The 11,930-nt window shown below is 67.1% G+C and carries 11 protein-coding genes and 1 pseudogene; 8 read left to right on the forward strand and 4 right to left on the reverse strand.

Features of this window, described 5'->3' with window-relative positions:
- Nucleotides 1-56 precede the first annotated feature (56 nt).
- Complete coding sequence (pal, locus tag SCLO_RS11300) at nt 57-563, forward strand: peptidoglycan-associated lipoprotein Pal (RefSeq protein ID WP_066516810.1); 507 nt, start codon at nt 57-59, stop codon at nt 561-563.
- 414 nt (nt 564-977) lie between these two features.
- Here pal and SCLO_RS24190 read toward each other — a convergent pair whose 3' ends face one another.
- Together SCLO_RS24190 and SCLO_RS24195 are read right to left on the reverse strand one after the other, a co-directional pair.
- Nucleotides 978-1,766 (reverse strand): cold-shock protein, encoded by a 789-nt coding sequence (locus SCLO_RS24190; protein WP_066516811.1) that lies wholly within the window; start codon nt 1,764-1,766, stop codon nt 978-980.
- Nucleotides 1,767-1,872: 106 nt separating this feature from the next.
- Nucleotides 1,873-2,001: a hypothetical protein gene (locus SCLO_RS24195; RefSeq protein ID WP_255210231.1), complete on the reverse strand. Its 129-nt coding sequence runs from the start codon at nt 1,999-2,001 to the stop codon at nt 1,873-1,875.
- Between SCLO_RS24195 and SCLO_RS11310 the strand changes: the two are divergent.
- The 3 genes and pseudogenes from SCLO_RS11310 (at nt 2,000) to SCLO_RS11320 (ending at nt 3,854) form a co-directional block, all read left to right on the forward strand.
- Nucleotides 2,000-2,616 (forward strand): annotated as a pseudogene (locus SCLO_RS11310) (ribonuclease D). The gene SCLO_RS24195 and the pseudogene SCLO_RS11310 overlap by 2 nt on opposite strands.
- Before the next feature lie 24 nt (nt 2,617-2,640).
- Nucleotides 2,641-3,288 (forward strand): LPS export ABC transporter periplasmic protein LptC, encoded by a 648-nt coding sequence (locus tag SCLO_RS11315; protein ID WP_066516814.1) that lies wholly within the window; start codon nt 2,641-2,643, stop codon nt 3,286-3,288.
- Nucleotides 3,288-3,854 carry an LptA/OstA family protein gene (locus SCLO_RS11320; RefSeq protein WP_066516815.1) on the forward strand — a complete coding sequence of 189 codons (567 nt, stop codon included), beginning with the start codon at nt 3,288-3,290 and terminating at the stop codon, nt 3,852-3,854. Before SCLO_RS11315 ends, SCLO_RS11320 begins: the two co-directional genes overlap by 1 nt.
- A gap of 6 nt (nt 3,855-3,860) precedes the next feature.
- On the opposite strand, the gene SCLO_RS11325 is transcribed toward SCLO_RS11320, so the two are convergent.
- Both SCLO_RS11325 and corA read right to left on the reverse strand, forming a co-directional pair.
- Nucleotides 3,861-4,535 (reverse strand): peptidylprolyl isomerase, encoded by a 675-nt coding sequence (locus SCLO_RS11325; protein ID WP_066516816.1) that lies wholly within the window; start codon nt 4,533-4,535, stop codon nt 3,861-3,863.
- Between the two features lie 243 nt (nt 4,536-4,778).
- Nucleotides 4,779-5,744: a magnesium/cobalt transporter CorA gene (gene corA / locus SCLO_RS11330; RefSeq protein WP_066516818.1), complete on the reverse strand. Its 966-nt coding sequence runs from the start codon at nt 5,742-5,744 to the stop codon at nt 4,779-4,781.
- Nucleotides 5,745-5,930: 186 nt separating this feature from the next.
- Between corA and SCLO_RS11335 the strand changes: the two genes are divergently transcribed.
- The 4 genes from SCLO_RS11335 to SCLO_RS11350 are packed head-to-tail and all read left to right on the forward strand — an operon-like array spanning nt 5,931 to nt 11,773.
- Nucleotides 5,931-9,266 (forward strand): glycosyltransferase, encoded by a 3,336-nt coding sequence (locus SCLO_RS11335; protein ID WP_066516820.1) that lies wholly within the window; start codon nt 5,931-5,933, stop codon nt 9,264-9,266.
- Nucleotides 9,263-9,676: a PDZ domain-containing protein gene (locus SCLO_RS11340; RefSeq protein WP_231923218.1), complete on the forward strand. Its 414-nt coding sequence runs from the start codon at nt 9,263-9,265 to the stop codon at nt 9,674-9,676. The genes SCLO_RS11335 and SCLO_RS11340 overlap by 4 nt, the downstream gene beginning before the upstream one ends.
- Nucleotides 9,673-10,368: a winged helix-turn-helix domain-containing protein gene (locus SCLO_RS11345; RefSeq protein ID WP_066516822.1), complete on the forward strand. Its 696-nt coding sequence runs from the start codon at nt 9,673-9,675 to the stop codon at nt 10,366-10,368. Before SCLO_RS11340 ends, SCLO_RS11345 begins: the two co-directional genes overlap by 4 nt.
- Nucleotides 10,352-11,773, forward strand: coding sequence for a sensor histidine kinase (locus tag SCLO_RS11350; protein ID WP_066516823.1), 1,422 nt, complete (start codon nt 10,352-10,354; stop codon nt 11,771-11,773). Before SCLO_RS11345 ends, SCLO_RS11350 begins: the two co-directional genes overlap by 17 nt.
- Nucleotides 11,774-11,930 lie beyond the last annotated feature (157 nt).

An 11,930-nucleotide genomic window follows, 5' to 3' on the forward strand; every position in this document is an offset into this window, starting at 1 on the left:
TTCACCAAGCATGACGCCTGCCTTCGCGGGTGGTTTAAACGACTGAGGAGACCCCGATGAAACTGTCCCGGCCCCTTTTGATGGCGACCGCCGTCATCGCGCTTGCCGCCTGCTCCAAGAAACCCCCGGCAGAACTGCCGCCCGCGCCCGGCGGCGATACGGGCGCGACGGGTCCGGCCACGCCGGGCGGTCCGGTCAAGGGCAGCCAGGAGGACTTCATCGCCTCGGTTTCCTCCGACCGCATCTTCTTCGGGCTCGACCAATATGATGTCGATGCGGAAGACCAGGCGACGCTGCAAAGCCAGGCGGCGTGGTTGCAGCAGAACCCCAATGTGCGCGTGACGATCGAGGGACATGCCGACGAACGCGGCACCCGCGACTATAATATCGCGCTGGGCGAGCGCCGCGCCAATGCCGCGAAGAATTACCTCGCCTCGCTGGGCATCGATCCCGGCCGCATCACGACCGTCAGCTATGGCAAGGAACGTCCCGCCGCACTGGGTTCGGACGAATCCGCATGGGCCCAGAACCGCCGCGCGGTGACTGTCACCGTGCAATATTGAAGCCTTTGGGTCGCACCTTAGCTTCAGGCCCGCCGGTCATCGGATCGGCGGGCTTTTTCTTTGAGGGGGTATGTCGCCGTCCTGCGATGGCGGGTTTCGGTATTCGCCGACACCCATTCCCGCGTTCGGGCTGAGCCCTTCGACTGACTGCTTGCAGCAGTCCGCAGGCGGCGTCGAAGGGCCTTCTACCGAACGAAAGGAGACGCAGAGCTTTCGACAAGCTCAGGGCGAACGGGGGTGGGTATCTGGAACACCTATAATTAAGGTACGCCGTGAAAAAGCAGACCGTCCGCTAACCACCCAAGAACGTCATGGGCGTGCGGCTTGCAAGCTCCGCAACCCTCAAAAGAAAAAGGGCCGCCGGGCAGGCGACCCTTTTCTCATTTTCCATCCTGACGGCAGGATGACGAAGCGTCAGTCGGCCTTCGTTTGCAGGTTCACCGCCGCATATTTGCCGCGACGATCGACTTCCAGTTCGAAGTCGAGACGGTCGCCTTCGTTGAGGGCGGCCATGCCTGCGCGTTCGACCGCGCTGATGTGCACGAAGGCGTCGGGCTGACCGTCATCGCGCTGGATGAAGCCGAAGCCCTTCATCGCGTTGAAGAATTTGACCGTACCGCTGGCGCGCTCGCCAGTGAGCTGGCGCTGCGGGCCGCGGTCGCCGCCGCGATCACCGCCGAAGCCGCCGGCGCGCGGTTCGCGCGGGGCGCGTTCCTCGACCGGAAGAGGCTCGCCTTCGATCTTGAGGTCGGTCGCCGACACCTTGCCGCCGCGATCGACGAGAGTGAAGCCGAGCGGCTGTCCTTCGGCCAGACCGGTGAGGCCCGCCTGTTCAACCGCGCTGATATGCACGAACACGTCTTCGCCGCCGTCATCGCGAACGATGAAGCCGAAACCCTTTTGTCCGTTGAAGAACTTGACGACGCCCGTGCCTTCGCCGACCACCTGCGCAGGCATGCCGCCACGGCCGCCGCCGAAGCCGCCACCACCGCCGCCGGCGCCGCGGAACCCGCCGCCGCCGCCACCGCCACCACCGAAGCCGCCGCGATCACCGCCGAAACCGCCTCGATCGCCGAAGCCGCCGCGATCACCAAAGCCGCCACCGCCGAAACCGCCGCGGCTACCTTCGTAGAAACTGTCTTCGCCGAAACCGTCGCGCTTGTCCTTGCCGCGCCCGCCGCGGCGACCTTTATCAAAACTCATGCCCTGTTGGTCACTTTCGCTTCGCCCAAATGTAAAATCGGACAGACATGCCGGGCGAAATGACATGCAGAATCCACCGCATCAACGCGGTTTGGGAATCACTATATCAACTTTTCAGGGGAGCGCGAATGATTTTAGCCTGCAACGCTTCATATTCCGCCAGCCCGCATTTCAACAGGGGCGGAATGAAAGCGTCGATTGCGATCCCGCCTCTTTCGCCATAGAGGGACATCATGACCGTTCATTTCCATGAAGAGGACCTGCCCGCAGGCGTCCTTGCCCCCGGCCCCGTCGCCGTCGATACCGAAACCATGGGCCTCATCACCCCGCGCGACCGGCTGTGCGTCGTCCAGATCAGCGACGGCGGGGGGACGAGCATCTGGTGCGCTTCAACCCCGGCAGCACCTATGCGGCGCCGAACCTGAAAGCCGTCTTGGCGGACCCGGAACGGCTGAAACTCTATCATTTCGGGCGTTTCGACATCGCCGCGATCCAGCATTATCTGGGCGTTACCGCCGCGCCCGCCTATTGCACCAAGATCGCTTCGCGGCTGGTGCGGACCTATACCGACCGGCATGGTCTCAAGGAACTGGTGCGCGAATTGCTGGGGCAGGAGATCAGCAAGCAACAGCAAAGCTCCGACTGGGGGGCGCCCGTCCTGTCCGACGCGCAGAAGGATTATGCCGCGTCCGACGTGCGCTATCTGCACCTGCTGAAAGAGGAACTGGACAAGCGGCTGATCCGCGAAGGACGGATGGAACTGGCGCAGGCCTGTTTCGATTTTCTCCCTCACCGGGCGCAGCTGGACCTGGCCGGGTGGCCGGAGATCGACATCTTCGCCCATATGTAACGCGAATCGGGAGACACGCCGCCCATGTCGATCCAGGCCGAACAGCAACGCCATGCGCGCCGCCACTGGGCGCGTCCGGGCGGCAGCCACGACCGGCTGGTGAAAACGCTGAAAAACTGGCTGCCGGTCGCGGTGGGCGTGCTCGCCGCGCTGCTGGCGACCGCGCCCTTCACCGGCGGCAGCACGGTCAGTTTCCTGCTCGACAAGAACAAGGTCGAGATCGCGCATGAGCGGATGCGCCTCAGCGAAGCGCTCTACCGGGGCGAGGACGGCAAGGGCCAGCCCTTCTCCCTGCGCGCCGGATCGGCGGTGCAGAAAAGCTCGCGCGAGCCGGTGGTGGACCTCAACGACCTGTCGGCGCGCATCCTGCTGTCGGACGGCCCCGCCGTGCTGAGCGCGCAAAAAGGCCAGTATAATATGGACAATGAGCGGGTCGGCATCATCGGGCCGGTGCAGTTCGAATCGGCGGGCGGCTATCGCATGACCACCCGCGACGTGGGCGTCGACCTCCAGTCCCGCCGGCTCCAGAGCGCGGGGCGGGTCGACGGGCGCATCCCCATCGGCACCTTCAGCGGCGACCACCTGGAAGCGGACCTCAATGCGCGCACCGTGACGCTGAACGGCAGGGCGAGCTTGCGCATCGAGCAAAATGGCCTCAAAGGGCGGAATTGATGAAACGGACCGTCATCCTCTTTTCGCTGGGCGCGATCGGCGCCGGGAGCGCCATCTTCGCAGGCGCGGGCGCGCAGGTGATGAAGAATCACGACAGCAACGCGCCGGTGAACTTCTCCGCCGACCGGATCGAGGTGCAGGACCGCGCCGACCGCGTGGTGGTGTCGGGCAATGTCGTCGTGACGCAGGCGGGCATGACACTGAACGCGGCGCGCATGACCGTCGCCTACCGCCAGACGCCGGGCAACAGCACCGGCAATACCGGCAGCGGCGTGGAGGTCGACCGGATCGACGCGTCGGGCAATGTCGTCGTGACGAAAGCGAACCAGACCGCGCGCGGCAACGTCGCCATCTATGACCTCAACAAGCGGCTCATCACCATGCTGGGCAATGTGGCGCTGACGCAGGGCGCGAACCGGTTGACCGGCGGGCGGCTGGTGATGGACCTCAACAGCGGGCTTTCGACGGTGGACGGCCGATCCAGCGGCGGCGCCGCGCCGGGGGTTTCGGGCGGCTCCGGCGGACGCGTATCGGGCACCTTCACCGTGCCGCAGCGCAAGAACTGATCCGCCTCACTTCGCCTTCGGGCGGTTGATCCCGATCAGCCAGGGCTTCACCTTGCCGGTCGGGCGCGGGATTCCGTCCAGCCTTTTGGCGCGGATGATGCGGACCGGCTTCACGATCATCTGCCCGCGCATCGGGCCGGAACCGCAGCAGGTCGGCACGGCCAGAATGCGCTTCACCACGTCCATGCCCGCGACGACATGGCCGAAGGCGGCATAGCCGATATAATCGCCCGCCGCGTCCATATTGGGCGTCGGTCCCACGGTGATGAAGAAATTGCCCATGGCCGAATCCGGGCGGTTGGGCCGCGCCATCGACAGCGTGGCGTCGAGATGGCGGATGCCCGTCTTCGTCGTCGGCTCATGCGGGATGGGCGGCAGGGCGCGGCGGGCATCCGTGTCGATGCCGCCCTGTATCAGTCCCAGTTCCGGCGCGCTCCTGCGCCGTGCCGCGCGGTAAAAGGTCACGCCGTCGAAACGGCCGTCATCCACATAGGCGAGGAAATTGGCCGATGTGCGCGGCGCGCGGCGATCGTCGGTGGCGACGACGATCGTGCCCATGGAGGTTTCGATCGCTACCCGCGTATAACCGGGCGTCGGGCGATTGGCCGGAAGCGCGAAAGCGAGGCCGGGAAGCAGGGCGAGGATCGGGAGCAGGAAACGCAGGACGATGGGAAGTGGCATCAACGGGCAGGCACTCATATCTGGACGGATGGAGGGACAGGCGAGGCCGAGGGATTATGCAGCTTGCCAAGCCGGTGTCGAGGGGTGGTGCGTCAGGGTGGAAGGCGGACGGTCTGTTTAGACCCAGCCATGTGCTTCATTTGTGGGTTCCAGACATCCACGCCCGTTCGCCCTGAGCCCGAACGGGGTGAAGGAACGGCAACAATTGCCCCAAACCAGCCTTTGCAGGCCACCCGCCCATCCTTAAAGCCAGTCGGCCCGTTTGAAGCGGAAGTAGAGCAGCGTGCAGATGCTCGCCATCACCGTCAGGACGACGAAATAGCCGTAATGCGTCCGCAATTCGGGCATGTTGTGGAAGTTCATGCCGTAGATGCCCGCGATCGCGGTGGGCACGGCGAGGATCGCGGCCCAGCTTGCCAGTTGCCGCGTGGTCGCGCCCTGACGCTGGGATTCGAGCAAATGGCTGACCTCGAACACCGATGTCAGCACTTCGCGCAGATTTTCGACCATGATCTCGACCCGCCGCACATGATCGTACACGTCCTTGAAATAGGGCCGCACCTGCGCGTCGAGGCAGGGCAGGTCGAGATGGACGAGCCTGCTCGCCATTTCCGACATGGGGCCAAGGATGCGGCGGAAGCGGATCAGTTCCCGGCGCAGGTGGAAGATGCGCATGATGTCGTCCCGCTCCAGGAAGGTGTCAAGCGCCCGGTCCTCCATCGCCAGCACCTCCTCCTCGATAGTCTCGACGATGGGCAGATAGCCGTCGACGATGAAATCGAGGATCGCATGCAGCACATAGTCGACGCCATGGCTGAGCAGCGAGGGGGCCGCCTCCAGATGCGCGCGCAATTCGGTATGGGCGCGGGCGGAGCCGTGACGCACGGAGATGATGTGGTTCGGCCCCACGAAGATCGCCGTTTCGCCGTAACAGATCCTGTCGCCCTCCAGATGGGCGGTGCGCGCGACGACGAAGAGCTGATCGCCATAGACATCGACCTTGGGGAGCTGGTGCGCTTTCAGCGCATCCTCGACCGCCAGCGGATGCAGGCCGTAATTGTCCTGGAGGGTGCGCAGTTCCTCCTCGGACGGCTCCACCAGCCCGATCCATACGAAGTCGGACGGGTTGTGGATCACCGGCGCATGGTCGAGCGAGACGGGTTCGACCGGCTTTCCCGCGCTGTAGAGATAGGCGGCGACGACGCTCATGGCTGCTCCCGGCCCGGATGAAAAGCCCAGCGGTAGCAGATCGCCGGTCCCGCCGGAACAGGCGAAGGCGAGGCCGCGAAAGACGGTTGCCGATCATGACCAAGATTTCATCATCGGATCATCACCGCAGCAGGCGCGCCCCTCTATGGCTGGCGGCAACAGGGACAGGCGCGCGCGAACCACGAGATGACAAGCCCGATTTTCTTCGATCCCACCGGACGGCGGGGCCTGTGGGCGCGGCGGGCGCTGGCGGCGTTGCTGGCGGCCATCGTCATGGCGGCCATCGCCTTCGCCTCCACGCTGATCGCCGTGCCGTCCGAGGGCGATCTGGCCCTGCCGCTGCCCCAGCCCCATGCCGCGCGCCTGTCCGGCCTTTCGCGTGTGCATCGCGACATCGCGAAATGGCTGCCCGACTGGCCCGTCGCGCGCAAAAAGGCGAAGCCGCTCAATGTCGGCTTCTACGTGCCCGACGATGAAGGCAGCATCGCTTCGCTGCGGCGGCATGTGGGGCAACTGGACTGGATCGTGCCCGCGCTGGTGACGGTATCGGGTCCCTCGGCGGCTCCGCATTTCGTCGGCGACCCGCGCCTGTCGCAGATGATCGCCGCCATGCCCCGTCCGCCCCGGCTGTTGCCGATGGTCCAGAATGTCGGCGCGGACGGATGGGACGGCGCTGGCATGGCGCGGCTGTTGCACGACGAGCGGGCCAGCCGCCTGCTCGCGGCGCGTCTGGGCGATTATGTGGCGCGGCACCGGATGGGCGGGCTGGTCATGGACATCGAGGCCCTGCCGCCCGGATCGCTGCGCGACTATCTGCGCTTCCTTCCCATGCTGCGCGCCGCGATGCCGACCCATGCGACGCTGGCGCTCACCGTTCCGGCGGGGGACGGCTGGCCCTTGCAGCGGCTGGCCCATGCCGCCGACCGGCTGATCTTCATGGCTTATGACCAGCATTGGCAGGGCGGGGAGGCAGGCCCCATCGCCGCGCAGCCCTGGTTCGCGGGACAGGTCGAAGAGGCGATGCGACGGGTCGGGCCGGACAAGCTGATCGTCGCGCTGGGCAGCTATGGCTATGACTGGCATGGCGGGACGGCGGACGCGCTGTCGCTGGACGAGGCATGGCTGGCCGCGCATGACAGCGACGCGCCCGTCGCCTTCGATCCCGCGAGCGGCAATGCGGGCTTCGCCTATGACGAAAGCGGCCAGCGGCACCAGATCTGGATGCTGGACGCCGCCGCGACCTGGAACCAGATGCTCGCGCTCCGGCGGCTGGGCGTCGCCAGCGTGGCGCTGTGGCGGCTGGGCAGCGAGGACCCCGGCTTCTGGTCCGACCTCACCGCCTTCCGCCGGGGCGGGCGGCCGGACCTGCGCCGCATCTCCAGCATGCTCAACACCGATGTCGAGGGGAATGGCGAGATATTGCGGATCACCGCCACGCCGACCGAAGGCAGCCGCGCCATCGCCTTCGGGCCGCGGGACATGATCGTGCGGGAAAGCTATGGCGCTCTCCCCACGCCCTATCAGGTGCGGCGGACCGGCGGGCAGCAGGCCAAGATGCTGGCGCTGACCTTCGACGACGGGCCGGACGCGACATGGACGCCGAAAATCCTCTCCATCCTGGAGCGGACGCATACGCCCGCCACCTTCTTCGTCATCGGGGAGAATGCGCTGGAGCATCCCGCGCTGCTGCGACGCATCGTCGCGGACGGCAGCGAGATCGGAAACCACACCTATGCCCATCCCAACCTCGCCACATGGTCCGAACGGGGGACGCGGTTGCAGCTCAACGCCACGCAGCGGCTGGTGCAGGCCTATACCGGACGCAGCATGAAGCTGTTCCGCGCGCCCTATTTCGGGGATGCCGAACCCACCACGGCGGACGAACTGGAGCCCGCGCTGGCGGCGCAGAAAGCGGGCTATACGGAGGTGGGGCTGCACGTCGATCCCAATGACTGGCAGCGGCCCGGCACCGACGCCATCGTGAAACAGGTGCTGGATCAGGTCCATTCGGCAACGCCCGACCGTTCGGAGAACATCATCCTGCTCCATGACGGCGGCGGCGAACGGTCGCAGACGGTCGCCGCCCTGCCCCGCATCATCGCGGCGCTGCGGGCGGAAGGGTACAGCTTCGTCCCCGTCTCGCGCCTCGCGGGCCTGTCGCCGGAGGCCGCGATGCCGCCGGTGCAGCCCACCGACCTGATGGCGGTGCGGATCGACGTGGCCGCCTTCATCACGCTGGCGGCGTTCAGCACGCTGCTGGGCTGGATGTTCACCCTCGCCATTTCGCTGGGGATCGCGCGGGCGGTGCTGATGGCCGCGCTCGCCGCCTTCCAGTCGCGCCGCCGCCGGGCGGAGCCGCCGGTCCATCGGCCGAGCGTGTCGGTCATCATCCCGGCCTATAATGAGGCCCGCGTGATCGAGGCGTCAGTGCGGCGCGTGCTGGCGAGCGACTATCCCGGCCTGCAACTGATCGTTGCCGATGATGGGTCGAAGGACGCGACCAGCGCCATCGTCGCCCATGCCTTTGCCGGCGATCCGCGCGTCACGCTGCTGACGCTGGACAATGGCGGCAAGGCAGGGGCGCTGAACCGCGCGCTCGCCCATGCGACGGGGGAGGTCGTCATCGCGCTCGACGCCGACACCCAGTTCGAGCCGACGACCATCGCGCGGCTTGTCCGCTGGTTCGCCGATCCCGCCATCGGCGCGGTGGCGGGGGACGCGCGGGTGGGCAATCGCGTCAACCTCGTCACCCGCTGGCAGGCGGTCGAATATATCACGGCGCAGAATCTGGAACGGCGGGCGCTGGCGGGCTTCGACGCGATGACGGTGGTGCCCGGCGCGGTCGGCGCGTGGCGGCGCGCGGCGCTGGACGCGGTGGGCGGCTATCCCGAAGATACGCTGGCCGAGGACCAGGACCTCACCATCGCGATCCAGCGCGCGGGCTGGCGCGTCACCTACGATCCCGAAGCCGTCGCATGGACCGAAGCGCCCGAAAGCTTCCGCGCGCTCGCGAAGCAGCGTTACCGCTGGGCGTTCGGCACCTTGCAATGCCTGTGGAAACATGCGGGCGTGCTGCGCGAACGCAAGCCCACCGGTCTGGCGCTGGTCGGGATGCCGCAGGCGTGGCTGTTCCAGATTATCTTCGCGGCGATCTCCCCCCTCATCGACCTGGCGCTGCTGCTGTCCATCGCGGCGACGGCGGTGCGGGTGCAGGAGCATGGCTGGGCGCAGACCAGCGGCGACGTGTGGACCATGGGCGTCTATTGGCTGGTCTTTACCGCCATCGATGTCGCCTGCGGCTGGGTCGCCTATCGCCTGGATGGCGGCGAGGCCCGCTATCCGCCGCATCTGCTGGTCGCGCAACGCTTCGTCTATCGCCAGATCATGTATTGGGTGGTCGTACGCGCCATCGCTTCGGCCATTGGCGGCTGGGTCGTTGGGTGGGGCAAGCTGGAGCGGTCGGGCCGCGTCGCCATGGCGGCGGGCGAGGCTCCGTCCCCCGAGCGATGGCGCGCCGCATGACCGTGCGGGACAGGCGGAACAGGGCGGCGACCGGAGTCGCGCTCGCCTGCCTGGCCGCCGGGGCGCTGGGGATGAGCGCCGCCTTCTTCCTCCACGCCCGCCGCGCCACCGGCAGCCATGCGGGACAGGCCGCCGCGCAGGGGCATGTCCTGCCCGGCGTGACGCTGGCCAACGCGCAGGCGGGCGGATCGGGCCTGATCGTCACCAGCCTCGCCTCCGACGGGCAGGCCCGGCGGCTGGGCTTCGCGGTGGGCGACGACATCGTGCAAATCGACGGGCGGGCGGTGCGATCGCTGGATCAGGCGGCCGCCTATCTGTTACAGCATCCGCAGGGCAGCATCCATCTGGCGCTGCGCCATGGGGGAGCCATGCGGAAAGTGACGTTCCAACTGCCGGATGAGCGGAAATGAGCCAGAAAATCCTCGTCGTCGAAGATGATGCCGCCACCGCCGACTATGTCGCCAGGGGCATGAGCGAGGCGGGCTTCACCGTCGACCGGGCGGACAATGGCCGCGACGGCCTGTTCCTCGCCAGCGACGGGAGCTATGGCGCGATCATCCTCGACCGGATGATGCCCGCCATGGACGGCATGTCGATGCTCAAGGCCCTGCGCGCGGCGGGGATCGAAACGCCCGCGATCATCCTGTCCGCGCTCGGCACGCCGGAGGACCGGGTGGAAGGGCTGACCGGCGGGGCGGACGATTATCTGACCAAGCCCTTCGCCTTCGCCGAACTGCTCGCCCGCGTGCAATTGCTGCTGCGCCGCGCGCGGGGCGGACAGGGGGGAAGCGCGGTCGTGACGATGCTGCGCCACGACGATCTGGAGATGGACCTGCTTTCCCGCCGGGTGAAGCGCGGCGGACGGGCGGTGGAGCTGCAACCGCGCGAGTTCCGCCTGCTGGAATTCTTCCTGCGCCATCCCGACCAGGTGGTGACCCGCACCATGCTGCTGGAGGGAGTATGGGATTATCATTTCGATCCCGGCACCAATGTGATCGACGTGCATGTCAGCCGCCTGCGCCGCAAGCTGGATGACGGGTCCGACCGTCCGCTGCTGCATACGGTGCGCGGCATGGGATACCGGCTTGGCGCCGAGAAATAGCAGCGCCGCCGCCCGCCTGCGGGGTTTCGCGCGGTCGACCATCGGGCGTTTCGTCGGGCTCGCCTTCCTCTGCCAGTTCCTCGTCAGCGGCGGCGTGCTGCTGTTCGTGCAGCAGGCGAGCCAGCGCGCGGTGGTCGCGGCGGACCGGCGGACGGTCGAAGGCCTGCGCGACGAACTGCTGCGGGTGCAGCGCGCGCGCGGCCTCCCCGCGCTGCAACGGGCGATCAAGGGGCGGCTCTCGACCGTCCGGGGGGAACGGATCGTCCTTCTCCTCACCGACGCGCGGGGACGGGTGCTGATCGGCAATCTGGGAGCATGGCCCGCCACCATCCCCTATGACAGCCCATGGCAGACCATCGACCTCTATCGCGTCGGCAACGACCGGCCCGAACCCATCGGCGTGAGGGCGGACAGCCTGCCGGGCGGCGGTCGCCTGCTGACCGGGATCGCGACCAGCAACAGCCTGCAATTGTCGCGCATCTATGAAGAGGCGCTCAGCATCGCCTTCGTCATGACGCTGGCGCTGACGCTGGGGATCGCTATCCTGCTGGGCCGGGTGCTGGCGCGGCAGGTGTCCGCCATCGCCGATACCGCCAATGCCGTCGCGGTGGGCGCGCTCGACCGGCGGGTGGAAACGGACGGCAGCGCCGACGCCTTCGACCGGCTCGGCCAGTCGATCAACGCCATGCTGGAGCGGATCGACGCGCTGGTGACGCAGTTGCGGATGATGACGGACGGCCTTGCCCATGACCTCAAATCGCCGGTCACGCGCCTGATCTCCGTAGTGGAACAGGCGAGCGCGCAGACAAGGGACGACATGGCGCTCGACGCGCTGGAAAAGGTGCATCGCGAAGCGCGCGCGCTGCAATCCATGCTGTCCACCGCGCTGCTCATCAGCCGGACGGAGGCAGGGTTCGGCGGCGACCGGCTGCTGGAGACCGACATCGGCGCGCTGCTGCGCGATCTGGGGGAAGTCTATGGGCCGCTGGTGGAGGATAGCGGCTTCGCGCTTTCCATCGACGCGCCGGACATGCCGCCCTTCCCGCTGCATCGCGAACTGGTGAGCCAGGCGCTCGCCAACCTCATCGACAATGCCCTGACCCATGCGGAAGGGGGCGACCACATCACCCTGTCGGCGGAGCGGCGCGAGGAAGGCGCATGGCTGGCGATCAGCGTGGCGGACAACGGCCCGGGCATAGCGGAGGAACAGCGCGCCGCGGCGCTCAAGCGTTTCGGGCGGCTGGACCCGTCGCGCAGCAAGTCCGGATCGGGTCTCGGCCTGTCGCTGGCCGAAGCGGTAGGACGGCTTCACCAGGGCCGTATCGAACTGTCGGACAATCGGCCGGGCCTGTGCGCCACGCTGCTGTTGCGAAGGCATGGCCAGGCGTTTCGAGCGGCTGGCTGAAGGCGCGCCTTCGATTCTTGAGGAGCGCGCGGGCCGACCATGGGAGAAGGCGGCTGGGTGAGAATGGAGATGGGAGAGCGCGCTCTCCCCCTCAAGGAAGAAGGAAAGGCGAAATCCGCCATCGCAAAATGGCGGCTTTGCAATATGATCGGCTTGA

The sequence above is a fragment of the Sphingobium cloacae genome, assembly GCF_002355855.1.
GTDB lineage: Bacteria > Pseudomonadota > Alphaproteobacteria > Sphingomonadales > Sphingomonadaceae > Sphingobium > Sphingobium cloacae.

Coding starts and splice junctions, on each gene's coding strand:
- pal (WP_066516810.1), top strand. CDS start 57: ATGAAACTGTCCCGGCCCCTTTTGATGGCGACCGCCGTCATCGCGCTT.
- SCLO_RS24190 (WP_066516811.1), bottom strand. CDS start 1,766: ATGAGTTTTGATAAAGGTCGCCGCGGCGGGCGCGGCAAGGACAAGCGC.
- SCLO_RS24195 (WP_255210231.1), bottom strand. CDS start 2,001: ATGATGTCCCTCTATGGCGAAAGAGGCGGGATCGCAATCGACGCTTTC.
- SCLO_RS11315 (WP_066516814.1), top strand. CDS start 2,641: ATGTCGATCCAGGCCGAACAGCAACGCCATGCGCGCCGCCACTGGGCG.
- SCLO_RS11320 (WP_066516815.1), top strand. CDS start 3,288: ATGAAACGGACCGTCATCCTCTTTTCGCTGGGCGCGATCGGCGCCGGG.
- SCLO_RS11325 (WP_066516816.1), bottom strand. CDS start 4,535: ATGCCACTTCCCATCGTCCTGCGTTTCCTGCTCCCGATCCTCGCCCTG.
- corA (WP_066516818.1), bottom strand. CDS start 5,744: ATGAGCGTCGTCGCCGCCTATCTCTACAGCGCGGGAAAGCCGGTCGAA.
- SCLO_RS11335 (WP_066516820.1), top strand. CDS start 5,931: ATGACAAGCCCGATTTTCTTCGATCCCACCGGACGGCGGGGCCTGTGG.
- SCLO_RS11340 (WP_231923218.1), top strand. CDS start 9,263: ATGACCGTGCGGGACAGGCGGAACAGGGCGGCGACCGGAGTCGCGCTC.
- SCLO_RS11345 (WP_066516822.1), top strand. CDS start 9,673: ATGAGCCAGAAAATCCTCGTCGTCGAAGATGATGCCGCCACCGCCGAC.